General features: G+C 53.7%; 17 protein-coding genes. 2 read left to right on the top strand and 15 right to left on the bottom strand.

Annotated elements, in window-relative coordinates; all coding sequences use genetic code 11:
* Positions 1–65: 65 nt before the first annotated feature.
* From NP590_RS14645 to NP590_RS14635, 3 genes are all read right to left on the bottom strand, one after another.
* Complete coding sequence (locus NP590_RS14645) at positions 66–350, bottom strand: hypothetical protein (RefSeq protein ID WP_256603296.1); 285 nt, start codon at positions 348–350, stop codon at positions 66–68.
* A gap of 168 nt (positions 351–518) precedes the next feature.
* Positions 519–2,735 (bottom strand): 1,4-alpha-glucan branching protein GlgB, encoded by a 2,217-nt coding sequence (glgB, locus tag NP590_RS14640; RefSeq protein WP_256603295.1) that lies wholly within the window; start codon positions 2,733–2,735, stop codon positions 519–521.
* Between the two features lie 102 nt (positions 2,736–2,837).
* Positions 2,838–4,400, bottom strand: a complete 1,563-nt coding sequence (locus NP590_RS14635) for a hydroxymethylglutaryl-CoA lyase-like TIM-barrel protein (RefSeq protein WP_256603294.1) — start codon at positions 4,398–4,400, stop codon at positions 2,838–2,840.
* Positions 4,401–4,584: 184 nt separating this feature from the next.
* On the opposite strand from NP590_RS14635, the gene leuB reads away from it, so the two are divergent.
* Positions 4,585–5,691, top strand: a complete 1,107-nt coding sequence (gene leuB / locus NP590_RS14630) for a 3-isopropylmalate dehydrogenase (protein WP_256603293.1) — start codon at positions 4,585–4,587, stop codon at positions 5,689–5,691.
* An 88-nt stretch (positions 5,692–5,779) separates the two neighbouring features.
* On the opposite strand, the gene NP590_RS14625 is transcribed toward leuB, so the two are convergent.
* Positions 5,780–6,532 (bottom strand): DUF2066 domain-containing protein, encoded by a 753-nt coding sequence (locus tag NP590_RS14625; RefSeq protein WP_256603292.1) that lies wholly within the window; start codon positions 6,530–6,532, stop codon positions 5,780–5,782.
* A 147-nt stretch (positions 6,533–6,679) separates the two neighbouring features.
* Here NP590_RS14625 and purM point away from each other — a divergent pair, with 147 nt between their 5' ends.
* Positions 6,680–7,723 (top strand): phosphoribosylformylglycinamidine cyclo-ligase, encoded by a 1,044-nt coding sequence (gene purM / locus NP590_RS14620; protein ID WP_256603291.1) that lies wholly within the window; start codon positions 6,680–6,682, stop codon positions 7,721–7,723.
* Positions 7,724–7,950: 227 nt separating this feature from the next.
* On the opposite strand, the gene NP590_RS14615 is transcribed toward purM, so the two are convergent.
* The 11 genes from NP590_RS14615 to tssF all read right to left on the bottom strand — a co-directional run bounded on the left by NP590_RS14615 (position 7,951) and on the right by tssF (position 21,485).
* Positions 7,951–8,640: a hypothetical protein gene (locus tag NP590_RS14615; protein ID WP_256603290.1), complete on the bottom strand. Its 690-nt coding sequence runs from the start codon at positions 8,638–8,640 to the stop codon at positions 7,951–7,953.
* 3 nt (positions 8,641–8,643) lie between these two features.
* Entirely contained in the window at positions 8,644–9,255 is a 612-nt protein-coding gene (locus NP590_RS14610) for a PEP-CTERM sorting domain-containing protein (RefSeq protein WP_256603287.1), read from the bottom strand.
* A 361-nt stretch (positions 9,256–9,616) separates the two neighbouring features.
* The gene (locus NP590_RS14605; protein WP_256603286.1) at positions 9,617–10,966 is read right to left on the bottom strand and encodes a tetratricopeptide repeat protein; all 1,350 of its coding nucleotides are present in this window, start codon (positions 10,964–10,966) and stop codon (positions 9,617–9,619) included.
* Positions 10,967–10,988: 22 nt separating this feature from the next.
* Complete coding sequence (locus tag NP590_RS14600) at positions 10,989–11,318, bottom strand: hypothetical protein (protein ID WP_256603284.1); 330 nt, start codon at positions 11,316–11,318, stop codon at positions 10,989–10,991.
* 85 nt (positions 11,319–11,403) lie between these two features.
* Positions 11,404–12,423: a M35 family metalloendopeptidase gene (locus NP590_RS14595; RefSeq protein ID WP_256603283.1), complete on the bottom strand. Its 1,020-nt coding sequence runs from the start codon at positions 12,421–12,423 to the stop codon at positions 11,404–11,406.
* Between the two features lie 254 nt (positions 12,424–12,677).
* A complete protein-coding gene (locus NP590_RS14590) occupies positions 12,678–13,001 on the bottom strand; it encodes a hypothetical protein (protein WP_256603282.1) in 324 nt (107 codons plus the stop codon).
* Positions 13,002–13,144: 143 nt separating this feature from the next.
* Complete coding sequence (locus NP590_RS14585) at positions 13,145–14,155, bottom strand: M35 family metalloendopeptidase (protein ID WP_256603281.1); 1,011 nt, start codon at positions 14,153–14,155, stop codon at positions 13,145–13,147.
* A 188-nt stretch (positions 14,156–14,343) separates the two neighbouring features.
* A complete protein-coding gene (locus NP590_RS14580) occupies positions 14,344–15,579 on the bottom strand; it encodes a hypothetical protein (RefSeq protein ID WP_256603280.1) in 1,236 nt (411 codons plus the stop codon).
* Between the two features lie 237 nt (positions 15,580–15,816).
* Positions 15,817–18,534, bottom strand: a complete 2,718-nt coding sequence (gene tssH, locus NP590_RS14575; protein WP_256603279.1) for a type VI secretion system ATPase TssH — start codon at positions 18,532–18,534, stop codon at positions 15,817–15,819.
* A gap of 45 nt (positions 18,535–18,579) precedes the next feature.
* Positions 18,580–19,638 (bottom strand): type VI secretion system baseplate subunit TssG, encoded by a 1,059-nt coding sequence (tssG, locus tag NP590_RS14570; protein ID WP_256603278.1) that lies wholly within the window; start codon positions 19,636–19,638, stop codon positions 18,580–18,582.
* Positions 19,602–21,485 carry a type VI secretion system baseplate subunit TssF gene (gene tssF, locus NP590_RS14565; protein WP_256603277.1) on the bottom strand — a complete coding sequence of 628 codons (1,884 nt, stop codon included), beginning with the start codon at positions 21,483–21,485 and terminating at the stop codon, positions 19,602–19,604. The genes tssG and tssF overlap by 37 nt, the downstream gene beginning before the upstream one ends.
* Positions 21,486–21,487: the final 2 nt, after the last annotated feature.

Here is a 21,487-nt window from a genome sequence, read left to right as displayed (position 1 = left end):
TCGCCACCCAGCATACAGGCCGCCAACCCAATCCATGGAGTTGGACTCCATGGATTTCCAAGGCATTATTTTTCTTTGTGTTCGTCAACCGGCACGGCGGTCTCCACGGATTCTTTTGCTTCAACAGGTGCTTGCGCCGCTGCCGCCGCAGCCTTTTTGGCCTCTCTCTCGGCCGCCTTTTTAGCCAGCGCGGCTTTTTGTTCCGCCGCCTGCCTCGCGGCTATCGATCCGGTTTCGGCTTCCGCCAACAGCATTTCGCTGCCCGCCTGGGTCAGTGCCGGCGTTAACAGCAGCGCCAATACGCAAACGAATACCGCCGATCCGATTTGTTTCGATTTGATGCGTGTCATAAACACTCCTTTGGTCAAAATAGTCATTTTCAAATTGTTACGGTTCGGACAACGCCGACCAACCATTATTTAAGGCCGGTTTGAGCCGACCTTACCCCCCATCCGAAACCCACAAGGGAACTTTTACAATAGCGGCCCCATGGGCTTGTTACCGCATACCCCGCCCGTTCAAATCGGGCCTTTTGCGGCTTTGGCCGCCGAACCACTCTGTTTCAGTTTGAGTATGAGGCCGGCCAGCGGCGGCAAGCGCAAACTGATGGAGTGCGGCAGATTCATCCAGGCTATCGGATCGGCGCTTATTAAACCATTGACCACATCGCTACCGGAATATACGCCGGCATCGGAATTGAAAATTTCCTGGTAATCGCCCTCGAACGGCACGCCGATGCGATAGTGCTCCCTGACCACCGGGGTGAAATTCAGCACCACGAGCAATTCGTCCGGACCGTCCTTGCGCCGGTAGCTGATCACGGATTGCTCGGCGTCGTGGCAGTCTATCCAGGCGAAACCTTGATGGTCGAAATCGTGCCTGTACAAAGCCGGATGCGTTTTGTAGACGGCGTTCAAGTCTTTCACCAAGCTTTGCAGACCCTGGTGACGCGGGTAATCCAGCACATACCAATCCAATTGGCGGCTGAAATCCCACTGAGTACCCTGACCAAACTCGCAGCCCATGAACAGCAGTTTTTTGCCGGGATAAGTGAACATCATCGTATACAGCAGGCGCAGATTGGCGAAACGCTGCCATTCGTCGCCCGGCATTTTGTTCAGCATGGCACCCTTGCCGTGCACCACCTCGTCGTGCGAGAACGGCAGGGTGAAGTTTTCGGTAAAGGCGTACAGCATGCCGAAGGTTAATTTGTCGTGATGGTAACGTCTGTGAACAGGGTCTTCCCGCATGTATTCGAGGATGTCGTTCATCCAGCCCATGTTCCATTTCATCGAAAAGCCCAGGCCGCCGGTCCAGGTGGGCCGGGTCACGCCGCCCCAGGCCGTGGATTCTTCCGCCATCATCACCGTGCCCGGGTGTTGTTGGTGGGTGACCGAATTCAATTCCCTGAAAAAATCGATGGCCTCCAGATTTTCATTGCCGCCGTATTGGTTGGGTATCCATTCGCCGTCTTCGCGGGAATAATCCAGATACAACATGGACGCCACCGCATCGACCCGCAGGCCATCCAGGTGAAACTCCTCCAGCCAGAATATGGCGCTGGAAAGCAAAAAGTTTTTCACTTCGTTGCGGCCGTAGTTGTAGATCAGAGTCCCCCAGTCGCGGTGTTCGCCCTTGCGCGGATCTTCGTGCTCGTAAAGCGGCGTGCCGTCGAAGCGGGCCAGGGCAAACTCGTCTTTGGGAAAATGAGCCGGTACCCAATCCAATATCACGCCGATACCGTTTTGGTGACAGGTATCGATGAAAAAACGGAAATCGTCCGGCGAGCCGAAGCGGCTGCTGGGAGCGAAATAACCGGTGGTCTGATAACCCCAGGAGGCATCCAACGGATGCTCCGTGACCGGCATCAATTCGATATGGCTAAAACCCAGATTCTTGACATAGTCGACCAGTTGGTCCGCCTGCTCCCGATAGCTTAAAAAATTGCCGTCCGCATCCCGCCGCCAGGAGCCCAGATGCACCTCGTAAATCGACATCGGCTCATGCAACCAGTCATGGCCACCCCGGCCGTCCATCCAGGCTTGATCATTCCACCGGTAGCTTGCTTCCCGCACGACTATCGACGAGGTTTTGGGCCGCAATTCGAATTGCTGGCCGTAGGGGTCGGTTTTGGTCAGCACTTGGCCGCTGTCGCGGTTCAAGATCTCGAACTTATACAAACAGCCCGCATCCAGACCGGGATAAAACAGCTCCCAAACACCGCTACCGCCCAAACTGCGCATGGGATGACAACGGCCGTCCCAACGGTTGAAATCGCCGATCACGCTGACGCGGCCGGCGTTGGGCACCCAAACGGTAAACAAGACGCCGGGAATATCATCAACGCTGTGCAGGTGCGCGCCCATTTTCCGGTAGGCATGCCAATGTTTGCCTTCCGCGAACAACTGTCTATCGAAATCCGGCAACTGCACTCCGAAATCATAGGGGTCGTAACCGTTGTGCTTGCCGCCGTCCTTGTCGATCCAGACCAATTGATAATGAGCGGGTAATTCGTCGGGCCGGGCCGAATATTCGAAAAAATCGCTACCGGGCAAACGCGCAATGTTCGGGCCGCCGCCGGCAAAAGCGACCGTTTCCACATGGGGCAGATAGAGTCTGACGATGATAGATTGACCTAGCGGGTGGCGCCCCAAAACCGAGAAAGGATCGTGATGCCGGGCTTCCTGAATTTTAATCGCATCGGCTTCGAAGGTGACGGTTGACAGATTTCCCATTTTGGCGCCTCAAGGTCAAAGGATAAGCAGACTTGATGTTATCAAATCCCGACATGCCGAATGGATAATTCTTGCAGCGGGGTTCATCACCCCAAACCGACGTTAGCGCATTGCCGCCATTTCATGCAGTTGAATATTGATCAGTTTGATCGCCGCCTGTATGCCGGCGAATACCTGATTGACATGCACTCCGCGGGTCTTGCGCAACTCGTTGCCGCAATCCCAGGTGATGACGCATTCGGTTAACGCGCTGGCGTGGCCTCCCTTGGGAATGCGGATTTCATAATCGGCCAATGCCGGCAATGTATAATCGTAACGGGCTAAAACCTTGCCGATAGCGTCGATAAAGGCATCGAAACCGCCGCTGCCGGCCCCGGTAGCCTGGTGTTTTTCGCCCTTCACATTGACCCGCAGACTGACGGTGGATTGCAAATCCATGCCGCTGTTGATGGCGCAAGCCAACAATTCGATATGCTGATAATTCTTGCTTTCCAATACGTCGGCGATGATAAACGGCAAATCGTCGGTTGTAATGGTTTGTTTGGAATCGCCGATACTGACGATGCGCGCCAACACCTTTTTCTGATCCTCTTCCGACAGATCCAGCTCCAGTTGCTCCAGGTTTTTTTTCAGCGAGGCCTTGCCGCTCATTTTGCCCAGCGCATAGCTGCGGGTACGCGAAAAACGTTCCGGTCCCAACTTGGTTTTATACAGGCCGCCTTTTTGGTCGCCATCGGCATGGATGCCGGCGGTCTGGGTAAACACATCGGCACCGACTATCGGCGCATTGGCGGCGATGCGTTTGCCGGAGAAGTTTTCCACCATGTCGCTGATGCGCACCAAATGACTCTCGTCGATTGCCAGTTGCATGCCCATTTTATCCCGTAACACCACCGCCACTTCGGCCAAGGAGGCATTGCCGGCCCGCTCGCCCAGGCAGTTGACGGTGCAATGCACGGCGCTGACCCCGGCACGCACCGCCGCCATCACATTGGCGGTGGCCAAGCCGTAATCGTTATGCGGATGAAAATCGAAATGCAGATCCGGATAACGCCGGCACATGTCGCCTAGACTGTCGAATACCTCGTCCGGCGCCATCACTCCCAAAGTATCCGGCAGCATGAAATGGCGCACCGAACTGTGCTGCAGTTTATCCATAAAGCCGTAGACATACTCCGGGCTATCCTTATAACCGTTCGACCAATCCTCCAGATACAGATTGATTTTCAGGCCCTGTTCGTGGGCGTAATTTATGGTTTGCAACACATCGGCGCAATGCTGTTCAAGGGTTTTACCCAACTGTTCCCGGCAATGTTTTTCGCTGCCCTTGGCCAGCAGGTTGATCACGCTACCGCCGGTGGACTTAATCCAGTCCACGCTACGGGTATGGTCGACGAAACCCAATACTTCGACGCGTTCGGCAAAGCCCTCCTCGGCTGCCCATTGATTGATACGGCTGACGGCTTCTTTTTCGCCTTCCGAAACCCGCGCCGAAGCTACTTCGATACGGTCGACGCGCAAAAACTGCAACAAGGCCTTGGCGATGCTGACTTTCTCCATCGGCGTAAAAGCCACGCCCTGGGTTTGCTCGCCATCGCGCAAGGTGGTGTCCATCAGTTCTATCTTTCTGGGCAGCGCGGCGGCCGCTACATGTCGAGTATTCATGAGTAACCAATCTTTAAGCTAAGCTGGGCATTTTCGCTTAAATGACCGGCGCTTGGCAACGCGAGGACTTTTCGTTCCGCCGGACTGGAGCGCGCGGCTTTGTTTTCAACTGAGCCGGGAGATTCAAAGTAAAGTAAAATGCCGGGTTCAAATCGTCCAACTCACTAGAAAAACACGCATAAAAATGAAGCAATATAAAATCGCAATATTGGCCGGCGACGGCATCGGCCCGGAAATTACCGCGGAAGCCGTCAAGGTTCTGAAAGTCATCGAAGAACGTAACGACGTCAGCTTCGAATTGCTGCCGGCCTCATTCGGCGCCTGTGCCTACTTCGAATCCGGCTCGGCCTTTCCGCACCAGACCAAAGCCATTTGCGACGAAGCCGATGCGATTTTGAAAGGCCCGATCGGCTTGAATCACGAAGACTCCAAACGTATTCCCATCGACGAACAACCCGAGCGCGGCGCGCTGTTGCCGCTACGCCGCCGTTACAACACCTACGCCAATTTCCGCCCGGTGTCGCTGCCGAAATCCCTGGCGCATTTTTCACCCTTGAAACCGGAAGTGATAGGCGAAGGCATCGATTTGATCATCGTCCGCGAACTGGTCGGCGGCCTGTATTTCGGCGAGAAGGAAATGGGCGTCAACGATGCCGGTTTGCGCTACGTGCGCGAAACCCTGGAATACGACGAGGCGCAGATTTATCAAATCATGCAACAGGCATTCAAACTGGCCGACAAACGCCGGAAATTGCTGCACAACATTCATAAAAGCAACGTGCTGAAATCCAGCGTGTTGTGGAACGAGGTGATGGAAGAAGTCGCCAAGGAATACCCCGACGTGCAAGTGGTCAACATGCTAGTGGACGCCGCCGCCACCGCTTTGTGTCTAAAACCGACCCAGTTCGACGTCATGGTGATGGAAAACATGTTCGGCGACATCCTCAGCGACCAGGGCGGCGGCATCCTGGGCTCGTTGGGTTTGATGCCTTCGGCCTGTATCGGTCCCGACAAAGCCTACTATGAACCCTCGCACGGTTCGGCCCCTGACATAGCCGGCAAAAACATTGCCAATCCTTACTCGATGATAGGCTCGGTGGCGATGATGCTGGAAAACAGTTTCGACATGGCGGCCGAAGCGAAAAACGTCTGGGCGGCGATGCAAGGCGTGTTTGCCGACGGTTATTCCACCGCCGACCTGTCCAAACCCGGTAGCGGTGTAACCATGATCAGCACCGTGGAGTTCGGCGACAAAGTGGTGGAAAAACTGCGGCAAATGCCCAGGGTTTAAGGCATAAACAGGCAAGGGCCGGTTGATTTTCCGCCGGCCTTTTCCGACAAAGTCGGCTCGACCCGGCTGCTCACCTGTTCACTTCAGCTTAGTCTGGAGCGGGCTTGACGCCGTAGTAATTGGACAACACGCCATAAGCCCCGCGCATGCCTTCCTGCATGGCGGCTTTTAACGGCAGGCATTCGCCACTCCATTGCTTGATCTTGTTGTCGAAATAAAATGCCCACTCGCTTTGCCAGCATGAGTCTTTTTTGCTAACCCGACCGGCCATGACCGCCGGCACTTCGTAGCGTGCCGACACCGCCAACAGGTTTCTGGAATCGGCCCCCAAGACTTCGCTGACTGAAATCCGCTGCTGTTCTTCCAGATCCAGCATCGGGAAGATCGCCGGCAACCCTTGAACCTTGGACGCCAGCGCCAGCGCGCTTTCGAAATCCGGCATGGCGTCCGGATTATAGAACTGCCGCTTGCCGTCTTCGTCCACTACCAGCCAGATCAGGGTTTCCGGCCTGATTTCACTCCAAATGCCGACCTGACCCTTGCGCATGACTTCCAACAATTGATCTTCGTCGAATTCCACCCGTATCAAGCGGGCGTCGCCGGCGGAATATTCGTCGGCGGCAATCAGGGAATATTGAAACTGCTTGACGTAATGCTGCGCGCCACTCAGTACCTGCTGCACCACGGGCACCTTGGAAATGTCATCGGCCACCAACACCCGGTTCAACACGCCGTATAAAGCCTGCTTTATCGCCTGCTCGCGGTCGGCGGCCGACTGGCTGTTGGCTATCAACTCGATTTCATACAAGCCCTTGACTTCCACGGCCGACGCCGACGCCACGACCAGAAAAGCCGATAAAAATAGCGGTAGGCACGCTCTTTTTTTCCTTATAAAAATCATCGCTTACAGCCCACCCCGGCGGTGTATGAATTGGAACTATAGTACAATATCGGTTGATTCAACCTTAACTTTAGCAAGAGGCCCCCATTGAGCGAACAACAGCACGATAGCCTGAATTATAAGAGCGCGGGCGTCGATATTGAAGCCGGCAATGCCTTGGTAGACCGCATCAAACCTATCGCGGCCAAAACCCGCAACGCCGGGGTCATGGCCGGACTCGGCGGCTTCGGCTCGCTGTTCGAATTACCCTTGGATCGTTACAAAAACCCGGTTTTGGTTTCCGGCACCGACGGTGTCGGCACCAAATTGAAACTAGCGCTGGATATGAAGCGGCATAACACGGTCGGCATAGACTTGGTCGCCATGTGCGTCAACGACATTATCGTGCAAGGCGCCGAACCGTTGTTTTTCCTGGATTATTTCGCCACCGGCAAACTGGATGTCGACACGGCGGCAGCCGTCATCGAAGGCATAGGCCAGGGTTGCGAACAGGCCGGTGCCGCGCTGGTGGGCGGCGAGACCGCTGAAATGCCCGGCATGTATAGCGACGGCGATTACGATTTGGCCGGATTTTGCGTCGGTATCGTGGAAAAAGACCGTATCATCGACGGCGGCAAGGTCAAGGCCGGCGATAAATTGATCGGCATTGCTTCATCCGGCCCGCATTCCAACGGTTATTCCTTGATTCGCAAAATCATTGAACGCAGCGGATTGGCCTTGACCGATACCGTTAACGGCAAGCCGCTGGGCGAAACCCTGCTGACACCGACCCGAATTTATGTAAAACCCTTGCTGAAACTACTCCAAAGCGTCGATGTGCATGCCCTGGCCCATATAACCGGCGGCGGCATCACCGAAAATCTGCCGCGCGTTTTGCCGGAAAACCTGAGTGCCGATATCAAGCTGTCTGCCTGGGAGTTGCCGGATATCTTCGTCTGGCTGCAACAACAGGGCAAGGTGACATTAACCGACATGCTGCTGACCTTCAATTGCGGGGTGGGCATGATAGTCTGCGTGGACGCGGCGGACGAAGCGACTGCCCTGGCCTGTTTGACCGAGCAAGGCGAAATCGCCTTCAGTCTGGGGGAAATAGTGCCATCCCTTGGTACTAAACAGGTCATCTACAGCTAAAAAACCAGGACATAAGTTCTGATTCAAACCGGCGCAATTTGCTCAATTGCGCCGCCCGTCCAGTCGTTTAAGGGTACGGCTATAAACAACTTCCCGGAATTCAGATTGGTTACTAATGGCTCGGTGAGTACTCCCCTCTTTGACAAAGGACTGGGACAGATGTTTTAAACAATCCCCTTCTTCCCTCGTTTTCGTTTTCGAAAGCGGAGGTTGTTTGTAACGAATTTCTAAGCGCCGTGCCTGTTCCTGGAAACGCCGAATAAGCCGAACAGGCCCGAAGCCATCAGAATGAAGGCCGCCGGCGCGGGAACCGAAGCGATTGTCGCTTGCGGCATGCCGGTCAGCATAAATCTGAATTGCCCATCCCACGCCAAGGGCCCGCTGAAATTCAGGCGCAAACTGCTGACATTGGAAAATACGGCGCTGTTGGAAAAATCGCTGAAACTCACCAGAAAATCGTCCATACCGGCAAAGGTTCTGACACCGGAACTGGCAAGCCCATTGACGATAATTTCGGCGTTGACATCCAGGTCTATCCAAACCACTTCCAGCAACAATCCGCTGCCGAATTTCGTTAAATCAACCGGATCGAAGTCCCATAATATGGAGGCCCAACCCGCCGATGCCGGACCATTGGAAATCTTCAACAGGCCGTTTTGCGATTTTATAGTAATGTCCGACCCGGAATCGCTTTCGCTGGCTTCAGCCACCATTGTCCGGGTAACATGACTTAAACCTGTTCCGCCGAGCGGGTAAACCGTTCCGCTGGTCGAACCAGCTTCGTCGCCGTCATCACTGACACGCTGATAATCGTAAAAATTATCCAGTGTCAGAACATCGGCAAACGCTGAGTTTCCGCCGAGTCCCAATATCAAAACCAGAGAGTAAAGTAAATTTTGCGTCATACGATTAGGCATTTTTCAGTCCTGTAAATTGGCGGGTTTCAAGACGCGGGAGGCATTTGCGAATTGGATGCCGCGTCCGACGACTCCGAATTGGCTTAGCATTACCAAGCCAATCAAGAACAGCAGCAAGATCGAGGGTTCCGGCACCGCGCTTCTGTCACTGGCCGCCAACGAGCCAAAACGGGCATCCCAGCTTTGAGCTCCGCGAAAGTTTAGGCGCAGACTGGTCAGATTGGTAAATACCGCCGGATCCGAGAACTGACTAAAATTGATTTCAAACTGCTTCTCCTCCCCCAGGCCGGAGAAACCGAACAAGGAAATTTCATTGGCAATCACCTGAATTTCCGCGCTCAGATCGAGAAAAACGATTTTGAGTACCAACCCATCCGCCGCCGAGGCCAAATCGATGGCGTCGAAACTGTAAAAGATACTGGCGGTTCCAATGGAATCGCTGTCATTCGAAATATTTAAAAAGCTCTTTTTGATCGAAACGCTGGTTTCCGCGTCGGCGGAAGAAGGCGAGGCGGTAATGATACGGGTCAGATTATCCAGTTGGGAGTTGCCGATATTCACCGGGCCGCTGGAACCGTTCAAAACCGATTGCGCCGTTGAAAAATTATCGATCATTACAGCAGCCTGAGCGTCATATACGACACCCAACATCGCCCATAAGGCCGTTACACCCAAAAGATTTCGTTTCCGCCAGTTCAATGTTTTGCCCCATGCCAATAATTGAAGATTTCCGGCAAAATATGCCGAGCACTTCACCGGTTAAGCACGCAACGAACCAGAATTGAATTTTTACAATATAATCAGAATATTATGAGAATTTCACCGACCGACTGCCAACACCGACCAATGTCAATATTGTCAGTTGGACTGCCAGCCCCGGCAGCAATGACGGAGGCTGGCAAACAGCGCGGACGAATCGCCGGCTTGTAGATTGGTTACCGAGAGAATGAACCCGCCGTCTGCAGCCCGAAGTTATTCAAGCGCCGGACATTAACCGAGCAGTGACCACCAGGCCGAACACCTGCTCGGTAAATTCATTACGTAATACGGCGCTATCCATGCGGTGAATACGGTATCCGGCTTCCCGCAGGATTCGGCGGACATAGGTCTCGGCATGCGCGTATCGACCCTGTACGTTCAGCTGATAATCAGCGCCAACCTCGGTTTGCCGCAGTTCCTCGAGCGTAAAGATGAACCAGCCATTGGGTTTTAATGCCGATACCGACGCAGTTACCGCCTCCGACAAATCGCCGAAATAACAAAACGTATCCACGCAGGTAATTACATCGAATAAAGCAGCTGTCTGCGAAAAGAAACCGGTTAATTCGGCCTCATGCAAGGCATCGTAGACATTTCGAGTCCGCGCCTTGACCAGCATTTTGGCTGAAAGATCGACACCGACCAGATAGCCCACCAGCGGCCTGACCAACGTCCCGCACAAACCGGTACCGCAGCCGGCATCCAGCAGTTTCCAGTCCGCTTGCGGCGCAATCCCTTGCAGGGCTTGATGTACCAGCGTGGGCGCCTGGTAATCCAGCGTTTTCAAGATGTTATCGAAACTGGCGGCAAAGCGGTCGAAAGTTTCCCGCACATAGTCGTCACTGGCGCGAGACGGCATATTATTTCGGGTATACGCAGCCAGCAAGTGCAACGCGGTGGGATTGTCCGGATCGAATGCCAACCATTGCTTCAACACTTCGATGCAGCAATCCAGCTTGCCCATCAAATAAAAAGTCCGGGTCAGCCGTTGATAGGCCATGGCATCGGCCGGGTGCATGCTTATGGCTTTTTGATATAAGCTTACCGCTTCGCCGTATCGCTGCAAGTTGCGATAAACATTGGCCAGATTTTGGTAGTGATGCGCGACCTCCGGTTCAACCGCAATTGCCTTGAGCAAAAACTCTTCCGCTTCTTCCGCGCGCCCCTGGTCTTTCAACGCAATCCCCAGATTGGCGTTGGCGGCGGCAAATTGCGGATTTAGCTCCAGAGTGCGCCGAAAGTGGCGCTCCGCCAGTTCGGACTGGCCTACTTGCAGATAAATATTACCCAGACTATTTTCAGCATCGATATAGTTCGGCTCTGCCAGCAAGGCCTTCTTGATCCATTCAAGCCCTTCCTCGGCAAATCCCAGCTGATTTCTCAACATGCCGAAGAAGTGCAGCAAATCCGCGTCGTTGGGCAAAATTTCCAGCAATTGCCGGTAAATTCTTTCCGCGCTTTCCAGCTGATTGGCTTGGTGCAAATACACCGCAAACTGGAAGGCTTCGTCCAGACTCATGTTCTGCTGAACGACGCGTCCCGTCGGCAAATTCATATCGGCAGCCATATTAATCGATTAAATAAGAGGCTCAATCCGCGGGCGTTGAGGTTTTTTTCGCGGGATCGACGATGAATTTTTTACCGCGTTCGTTTTCAATCAACAAGGTACCGTCCGCCTGCAATACCATTGATTTAAAAAACACATCCTGCACATCGCCTTCCTTTTCCGGCTTGCGCAAGTTGTCATAAACCTTCAGCGTCCAAAGCGTGCCCGCCGTGGATTCATCGATGGCGACCAGATAACCGCCCATCTGCTCGAATCCGGCCAGCAAGCCGTTCGGCACTTGTTCAAACCGCACCCCATCGTGAATGATGGGAGAAACAACCGGCGCGGGAATCCGGCTTCCTGATTTAGTCATGGCAACATCCTTCTTCTGAGTTGATGTGGGTTCGCCTGCGGAGCACGCTATGCAACTCGCCAGGCAAGCGGGCAATAATATGCATCTAACGATCGAGTGCATTTTTAATCACTCCGGCCGTCAGCGCGCCGGCGCAATCAGCACAAAACCATGCCCAGCTATCGGCATTTTCAATGGCCTTGGCCGCGCTCAATTTGTTGGGATTGATACCTTGGTGTTCATACGCATGATCCTTGGTTTTCACTTCCCGGTGCGTGAGTTCGTGTACCACGATCCGCGCCCAATTTGTCAGACCGGTCAAAGTGTTCCTGGTACCGAAAAACTCTTCCTCAATGTAAACCACATCCAGGGGGTCGCCCCAGACAAAGGCCTCGGTACCCTGATTCTCCGTGGTACCCCGCTCGGAAACGGAATCGGTGTATATCAGCTGCCCCGATTTCAGTTTGGCGGCGATCTTTTTCAAGCCCGCGTTGAGCGTAGCCGCCGCCGCAATCACATCGGCATCCTTGCTGGAGCTGTCGGCAAACCAGCGCGCAATAATGGCAAAATTCTTGTCCTTCTTGGGGTTACCGGCAACGGTCATGGCCTTATGTACCCATTTCAGACCTTCTTGCGATGCATTGCTGATGTGCTTGCGCTGCTCCAGGGAAAAACGCTCACTGCGGTCATTCAACTTAGTGGTCACGCCACCCAAACCGCCCGAAAGCGATTCGCACGGCCAATCGGTAAACGAGGTGGGAATAGCCAAGCACCAAATCTTGTGGCCGCCAAAGCGCTTGAGAAAATAGGTGTGGCGCAAGGTCTTGAGCGCCCCCAATCGCTTGCCCAGCTCCGCATCCACCACCACGCCCGCGCCGGTACCGCTCAAGGTTTCGCCGGCAGCGCGGAACAATGAAACAGCTTCATTGCTGCCATTAACTTCCGCTTTGGCGAGTTTTTTACGCAAATCCTCGACCAGACTCGCTTCACCGGAGTTAAACCCGTTCGCGCCGGCCAGTTTGCGCGCCCTGACAATCAAATCCTGCCAGTCCTTGTCCGTGGAAAACTTTTTACTCGCCAAAGCCTCCACGATTTTTTCATAAGCTTCGGAAAATCTGCTTGACATTACCTGCCTCCTTCGGCGCGCTGCTGATGTTTATTTATTATTTAAGGATTAGCCCAATCGGATTCAAATCAATGGCCCTTCAAGTTTTAAACCTCGGAATCGCTTTCGGGCCCGTCGGAGAGACATCCAAGAACACCCATTAAAACAACCCCATCTTTCAACAATAATTTATCCGGTGGCCATATACAAAAAGCGAGTTCAGGCATACTCAAATCATCTGTAACCCACCGGGATAACAGTGAACGAATGCTCGATTATTGTTCCGTTACAGTTTGGTCCGATAACGTGACGACGTACTTTTTCTTTCTTTCATTTTCTATCTCCAAGCTTTGCCCGTCGGCGCCTAAAGTCATCCGGGTGATGAAAATGTCTTGCACATCCGTTTCTTCCGCCTGGTCGTAGGAAGTGGCATATACAGTCAAGGTCCAAAGCTCTTTACCGTCGGACTCATTTATAGCCGCGATAATACCGCCATTTTGACTGAATCCTCTTGACTTTGCGCCCTTCAAGACTTCATAGCGAATACCTTTATTGATCACCGGCGACACGCTGGGTACTCTTTTTTTGGGACTTTCCATGGTTTTCTCCTGGGGGGATGTTTTAAGGTCTGTTGCGCCAACCTCAACTTGCTGGGAAGCGTCGCATGCCGATGCGCAACCCACAACGAGGAGCAAAGCGAATAACATTTTTCCGTTGCGCACGTTACACCTTTTTCAATATTTCATTGAAGGACTCGTTGAATGGTTCCTTTCGTCAATACTCCGACTACATCGGCGGCAAAGTAAGCCCAACTATCCGCGTTCTTCAACGCTTGATCACTCGTAAAGCTGGCACCCGGCTTTAAGCCGTCATCGTCATAGCGGATATCCTCGGTTTTTACCAACTTATGCGATAACTCATGCACGACCGTCAAAGCGCAGAGCCATAATTTGGGTACCTGGCCAAAGCAATTTCTCTTGCCGGTTGTCAAGAACACCTGAAAAATATAAATAACCGGCATTACATCATTTGAATTAACAGACGCATAAACATTGTCCCATTCACCGCCCGCGCGCAAATGCGGCCTATCGGAAAATATGACCGTGGTGGTATTACATGTAGCGTGAATTTTTTTGAATCCTTCCAACAGAACAGCCACTGTTGCGGCCAATTCATCCTTGGGCGCTTCCCCCGCGTGAAACCAGCGTTTGACTTTTTCCAGCGTTTTCTTGTCATTTGCCGCCAACTTGACTTGCACGTCGGAACTCCATTTTCGGGCAAGCTGCAAGGAATCCGACATGGTTTTCCGGTGACCCGCTCCGAACACTTCCTGCTCTTTTTGTAATGCGGTTTTCAATGCTTCTTTAGTCGCCCCCGAAAACTCATCAAAGGTCCATTTCGGATAGTCCTTGGGAGAATCGACAACCCAAATACTCTGATTGCCTTTTCTTTTCACCAAATAAAAATGTTTCATGGCCTTAAGCAGTGCGGCTCTGTCCTGAAAGCCATTAACGCCCACTTTACAAGCATTAATAATTTCGTCGGCCACCGCCGTCGCGGCTACACCTTTACCCTTGGAAGCCTTATTTAATTTACTCCTTAAATCTTCGAGGACCTCGGCCTTAGCGAAATTCGGCCCATCGGCATTTAACAAAGCCTTCAGGTCGGCCTCGATAGTAGACCAACTGTCGTCCAGAGACTTGACCTTCAATAATTCAATACATTTGTCATAAACTTCGGTTAACGTATTCATGAACTTAACTCCAAAAGTGACCGCGACGTAATCTCGGCCATTTAAAACCGATACGAACATCGATCATAATTATTTACCGCATTTTTAGTATTTGACCTCTCGACGCCAAAAACCGAACGCCATTCAACTAGCCTGTCAACGCCCATTGGAGAATGCATATGGGCGCCAGGTCTCGCCGCGCCAAGCACCTACTCCACCGATTTGGTGCTACCCAACCACTGACCAATGTAGGTCAGCACGGCCTGCTTGATCAGATCCTCGTCACTACCACCCGTCCGCGATTTGAGCATCTTGTGAATCAAGGCCTCACTGGCTGAACCGATGATGCCACGCGAATCCTTGGCCTTCCCTATCTGGGTCGCTATCGAACCCTCCCCCATGCAACTGGCGAGTCCGTTATCAATTTGAACTTTGTGAATTGCACTCGCCGCGCACAGGGACACGACACCGCCACCTTCGCTTTCGCCCGGCTCAACAGTGCCGGTCAGCGCCTCACTGCTGCGTCCCATGGGGGCCTTGGTTTTTTCGCCAAGCGGCGACGAAATCTTCTGACCGATCTTGCCGTCCTTACCTGTATCTTTTTGCCCGAAGTAAATCACGCTATTGGTCGACTTGGCCAGCGTCAGAAACCCTGTACAGCCCCGACACGGCGTCAACGTGGAGAAGATGACACTGTTCTGCGGAATACTGCTCGCATGCGGGTTATTCCTGAAATACGACAACAACATACCGACCTCGGCATGCCTAAATTTCCCGGTGTTGATACCCGCCGCCAGAATCTCTCCTTTATCGCTGACCAGCAATGCGCCCACGTAGTTTTTAAGCCCCTGATATCCTTCCTGATTGCTGATATCCAGCAGGGAATACGCCGCCAACATGTAGTAACGCAGAGCTCTCGCCAGCCCTCTGTCCCGACTGCCCTCCACGAAGGTATCCGTTTTACGGACCTTGGACGCACAGGCATAAAGTCCGCCGCCGGCTATGGGCGCCGCGAGTTCCGTCGAGATAATGCGTCGCGGCCATTTCTTCTCGGTCAATAACTTGGGTGTCACCTCCGAGGCGCCGTCTCCCTCGTTATTCTTTAACACATCCATGAATTTGACCTTGGTTAGCGGATAATCCTTCAGCCACATGGTTTCACGGCGGTTGGTATAAATCGCTTCGTTGCCATGCGGCTCCTGCAAGGCATTGACGACGGCCGGCAACATCAAGTTGCTCGACTCGAAATACCTGAACTCCTTACCCACAACAAATCCCGCGATGTTGTATCCGTCGCGCGGATTAACGATGCGTTCGGAACGAAAAAAATCATACAGCGTCGGATTGCGTTTTTCGGGCTGTTTGGGCTCCTTCGTTTTACATACGGACGAACAATAAGGCGTGAACCAAGGGATAGTGGGCTTGCCGCACACGGGACATGGCATTTAAATTCTCCAACTGAAAAATTCGTTTGAAAACATCAAGCCGGTCCAACCGACCCCTAAGTTTTGCCAAGCAGCAAAACGCGACGCCACGACATTTGCAACGGTAATCAACCGGGCGCCTTCACTCCCCTCTTCCCGTTTCATGGCCGAAACTAGCAATACTGAAGTTACAATCTCCACCTCAAACAATTTAAAACGATGCTTCACGGCCGATGGTCGCGAAATCGTTAAGCCGCATCACTCAAACCCGTAGCCAAACTCGCCATCCACCACGCTGACATGCACGCGTTCGATCGGCTTGCCTTCCACCATGCGCAGCAAAAACTCCTCGCTGATTTTCGGCAATACGGTATTGGTGAGAATGGCATCTATCATGCGGCCGCCGCTTTCCAGTTCGGTGCAACGGCTGGCAATAAGCTTGATGACTTCGTCGTCATAGCTGAACGGCACCTTGTGGCTTTCGGCGATGCGTTTTTTGATGCGGCCCAGTTGCAGGCGAGCGATGGCGCCTATCATCTCGTCGTTGAGCGGGTAGTAAGGAATCACCACCAAGCGGCCCAACAAAGCCGGCGGGAATACTTTTAACAAGGGTTCGCGCAGGGCTTTGGATATGCCTTCCGGATCGGGCATCAGTTCCGGGTCGCTGCACAGGCCGGAAATCAAATCGGTGCCGGCGTTGGTAGTCAGCAAAATCAAGGTGTTTTTAAAATCGATCACCCGGCCTTCACCGTCTTCCATCCAGCCCTTGTCGAACACCTGGAAGAAAATTTCATGCACGTCAGGATGGGCTTTTTCCACTTCGTCCAGCAGCACCACGCTGTAGGGACGGCGGCGCACGGCTTCGGTCAGCACCCCGCCCTCGCCGTAACCGACATAGCCCGGAGGCGCCCCCTTCAAGGTCGACACGGTATGCGCTTCCTGATATTCGCTCATGTTGATGGTAATGACGTTTTGTTCGCCGCCGTACAAGGCTTCGGCCAAGGCCAGGGCGGTTTCGGTTTTACCCACCCCGGAAGTACCGGCCAGCATGAACACGCCAATCGGTTTGTTGGGGTTGTCGAGGCCGGCCCGCGAAGTTTGAATCCTGCGGGCAATCATTTCCAAGGCATGGCGCTGGCCTATGATGCGCTGTTCCAGATTGTCGGCCAATTTCAGCACGGTTTCGATTTCGTTTTTCACCATCCGTCCGACCGGAATGCCGGTCCAGTCCTGCACCACCGCCGCCACGGCTTGATGATCCACGGTGGGTAAAATCAACGGCGACTCGCCCTGGAATTCATGCAGTTCGGCTTGTAATGACCTTAACTCCTCCAGCAAGGCTTCCTTATTCTCCAAGGCTTCATCGGCTGGCTGCGCGGGGGTTTCCGCGGCGGAATCGGCCGGCTTGGCGCTGGTATCGACCGCATGCCCGGCCGCTCTCAGTTTGGCGCGTAGCGCGAGAATTTTCTCGACCAAGCCTTTTTCGGTTTCCCAGCGGCTTTCCAGTTCCACCAGACGAGATTTTTCAATTTCCAGTTTTTCGGTTGCTTCCTGTTCGCGGCCAGCCACTTCAATCCCCACGGCTTTTTCCCGGCCGATAATGGCCAACTCGGTCTCCAGCGCATCGATGCGTTTGCGGCAATCGTCGACCGCCGGCGGCACCGCATGTTGGCTGATACCCACCCGGGCGCAAGCCGTATCCAGCAGACTGACAGCCTTATCCGGCAATTGTCTGGCCGGGATATAACGATGCGACAGTTTCACCGCCGCTTCCAGGGCTTCGTCCAGAATCAAGACCTGATGGTGTTTTTCCTGCACCGATACCACGCCGCGCATCATGCCTATGGCTTTTTCCTCGCCGGGTTCAAGCACCTGCACCACTTGAAAGCGACGGGTCAAGGCCGGGTCTTTTTCGATATGTTTTTTGTACTCCGCCCAGGTGGTTGCCGCAACTGTTCGTAGAGTGCCGCGCGCCAGCGCCGGTTTCAGCAAATTGGCGGCATCTCCGGTACCGGCCGCGCCGCCGGCGCCGACCAAGGTATGAGCTTCGTCGATGAACAAAATGATGGGTTTGGGCGAGGATTGCACTTCTTCTATGACTTGGCGCAAGCGGTTCTCGAATTCGCCCTTCATGCTGGCGCCGGCCTGCAGCAGGCCAACGTCCAGCGTGCGCAAGCTGACATCGCGCAGCGACGGCGGCACGTCGCCGGCGACGATTTTCAGGGCAAAACCTTCCACCACGGCGGTTTTGCCGACCCCGGCCTCGCCGGTTAGTATCGGATTGTTCTGCCGGCGGCGCATCAGAATATCGATCAACTGCCGTATTTCCTCGTCGCGGCCGACGATGGGGTCGATTTTGCCGGTGCGGGCTTGTTCGGTCAGGTCGACGGTGAATTGCTTCAGGGCCTCCTGCTTGCCCATGGCGGCCGGCGCCATGGCACCGCTGGCTTCGCCGGGCGCGGCGCCTGATTGAAAACCGTCGGTGGCGGCCAAGCCATCTTCGGGCGAACCGGCAACAATTTGCGCCAAATCGTCCGACAAGGCATCGGGTTTGATCTTCTCGAATTCCCTGGAAATACCCAGTAATTCATTACGCAAGGATTTGGTTTTCACCAGACCCACCACCAAATAACCGGTGCGTACCTGACTTTCGCCGTACATCAAGGTGCCGTATACCCAACCGCGCTCGACCAATTCCTCGATATGCGGCGAAAAATCGGAGATTGCGGTAGAGCCGCGCGGCAAGCGTTCCAGCGCATCGGTGACATCCTTGGCCAGACGGGAGCCATCCAGACTGTATTGCTTGATGATGCGGTGCAAATCCGAGTCCGGCAATTGCAACAATTGGTTTAACCAGTGCACCAGCTCGACATAGGGGTTGCCTCGGAGCTTGCAAAACACGGTCGCGCCTTCAATGGCCTTGTAGCAGACCCGGTTTAATTTTCCAAACAGTTTGACTCGGCTGATTTCTGCCATCGCTTTTACCCTATTGGTGGTTGTATTGAATGAATAAAATAATGTTTACCCGGCGGCAAAGAACGGATTCAGGGTTAAATCATCGGCGTCGCGCGGGCTCGGCCGTGGTCCCAGCCACATACTCCAACCCAAGCGGGCCTCGCCGTTCATGCATAAATCCGAGGCTCTGGCGGGCACGCCCAAACTCAACTCCGCCGGCACTTCATTTTTGTGCAGAATCAGTTGCGCATCCCAAACCAGTTCGTCACCGACAAAATTACGCACCAAGGCGGCCAATTTGGCCAAGCCCGGCGCTCCCGGCAGCAAGGCCAGATATTGGAACAACTTCAGCGGCCCCAGCACGATTCTGAATTTATGCTGGCAGCCCCAGACAAATGCCCCCAATAGAGTCGATTGGCCCAAAGTTGCCAATTCCGGCGCATAACCCAGCCGGCTATGATCGCTGATTTGAATTTCCATCCATTCGCCGACGAATTCTTCGATGCGGACGCGAATCGCCAAAATGTCGGCGATGATGGCCTGCAGACTGTCGGGCGACTTGGTTTGCGCGGAAAAATGCGCCGCATAAAAAAGCTTGGCCCTGTCATCCAATGCATCGCGGTGGCGGAAGGTTTCGCCGCCAATGCCGAGCAGGGAGCCGACATAAGCGGCAAAACGATCCGTTTGCGGTCTATCGTAACTGACTGTCGGCCGGGCGTTGGCCCAAGCCCGATAAAACAGACAAAGCATGCGATGATGAAATATATCGGCAAACCGGGCCAGGGTGGGATCGTGATGATTCCTCAGACGCTCCCTGGCATATTCGGTCAGATGCAGGGGCAAGGCGCCATTGGGGCCGAACAAACCGAAAAAATTCACGGCCAATCTGGGTATGCCGGACTCCGGCACGCGGCAGGACGACAAAGTCGAGGCAGGAAATTGCAATTCAGGTTCCTGGGACAGGCGAATGGCATCGTCGCTCAACTTGACGGCCGCGCCCAATCTCGGTTTATCGGCGTTTATAGCTTCAAGCCAGCGCAGGGTTTCGAAAAAATCGAAACGCTCCGCAGCCTGCTCCAGTTCGCCGATCAAAACGTGTGTCGGCGTCCGATTCGAGTCGGCCATCGTGCCACCTCTCCGCGATCCGTGGTACGAATGACGGTTTCGATAAACGAGTTAATGGATACATAGCGGGTAAAAAATTGATCCAAAACCGTACCCATCAAGAAATACCCGCCCCCCTCAAACGCGGACTCATCCAACAAAACGGTAATTTCCAGACCACGTCCGAACACCATCGGCCCCTTGGAATCGATACGCCTGACCACATTTTTGGCGTTGACCGAGATGACGCCTTCAATTTGTTTTTTTATGACCGGTTCGCGATTATCGGCATACAAACTCAATAACTCGCGCAGGGAGGCCGCCCCCTGCTTGGGATCGCTATCGATTAGCGACAAGTAATTCAACGACAGGTGATTGATCAAGCGCCAGACACTTTCGCCGGCGTAGGCGGCGGGTAACGGCCGGGTGGGACCGGAAATACAGCGTATCGATTTGACCGGCGCGCTGATCTGCAGACTAAAGTCTGTGTCGCCCAGTCCCACCGGCATTACCATGGGCAAGTCGCGATTGGTACATAACACTTCCAAGCCCAATTGATTGATTTTCGGCGAGTATGGCGCCTGCTCGGCATCCACTATCGAGACGAAGCATTCGCTACCGATATAACTGGAACGCATACCCTTGCGGCGTTGTTTGGACGACAAAATGCGTTTTTGCCGCCTCAGCATGTAATAGGCGGTTTCGGATTGATTCTGATAGACGCTTTTCGAGCCGTAAAAAGGCAAAAAAGCCTGTTCATTACGGTCATTGCCGAAACCAGCCACTTGCTCGACATTGTAGACTTCAAAATCCATGGGTCGGGTGCGATCCACCACTACATGGTATTCGGACTGGCGTTGATCAACATGCAGGCGATCGGTGCGCTTAGAAAATAAATTGACCGCCGGCACGCAAAACAATGCCAAATTGGATTTATCCAAGGCATTGATCAATTGCGGATCGCTGCGATCCAACAACACAAACAATTCCAGCTCATCGCTTTTACACTCGGCGATTAACGATGACAGGCCGGATAATTCGGCGAACAAGAAACGCTCCGGAAAAGCGAAATATTCCTGCAAAACCCTATAGCCATCGAAGGAGCGCGGGGTTTGCCGCAGCATGGCTTCATCTTTTTCAAATCCCAGTCCCCGCAGATGCTGCCCGCCGGCAAATTTAACCTGCACTTGGCTGCCGTTATTGAATTTGCAGGCCAGGGCTTTTGCATTGGCCAAAAACTGTTCATACAGGCGGTAGGGAATTGCGCCGGTACCGCGCAAAAATAGCGGCAAGCTTTCCAGCGCCAGCTGGTTAAAACGCACCCCGGCGGTACAACGCAAGGCGATGCGGATAGCGCCCTTGACGTTGTGCAGGTGTTTGGGATCGGCCAGACCGCGACTGGAAACAGCCGCCAGGGTCGGTAAATATTCCACCTGACTGATTTCCAACGGCCAGAGTTGCAGGGGGTGCGCGGTTTGGTATTCGCAGGCGGTTTGTTCGCCCTTGGCGATTTGACTGCGCAACGAACTGCCCTTGTCTATCAAAAAACCTTCGGCCAAACTTTCTTCGGTTAAATCCGGCTTAAATTCGACCACGGTCATGGACGGCGTGGCGGCCAGATAATGCGGGTAGACGATTTCCAGCAAGTGCTGGGTAAAGTTGGGAAATTCGGCGTCGACTTTCAGTTGAACCCTGGCCGCCATGAAGGCAAAGCCTTCGAACAGGCGTTCGACGTAAGGATCGGAACATTCGAAGGCGTCCAGACCCAAGCGGGCGGCGATTTTGGGGAATTCGCTGGCGAATTCGGCGCCAACTTCGCGTACATGCTGCAGTTCGCGGTTGTAGTAATGAAGCAGGCGCGGATCCATGA

Source organism: Methylomonas subterranea (assembly GCF_024505185.1).
In the GTDB taxonomy this organism is placed as follows: Bacteria; Pseudomonadota; Gammaproteobacteria; order Methylococcales; family Methylomonadaceae; genus Methylomonas; species Methylomonas subterranea.
The sequence above is the reverse complement of the archived record's forward strand: the minus strand, read 5'-3'. Positions and strand labels throughout refer to the sequence as shown.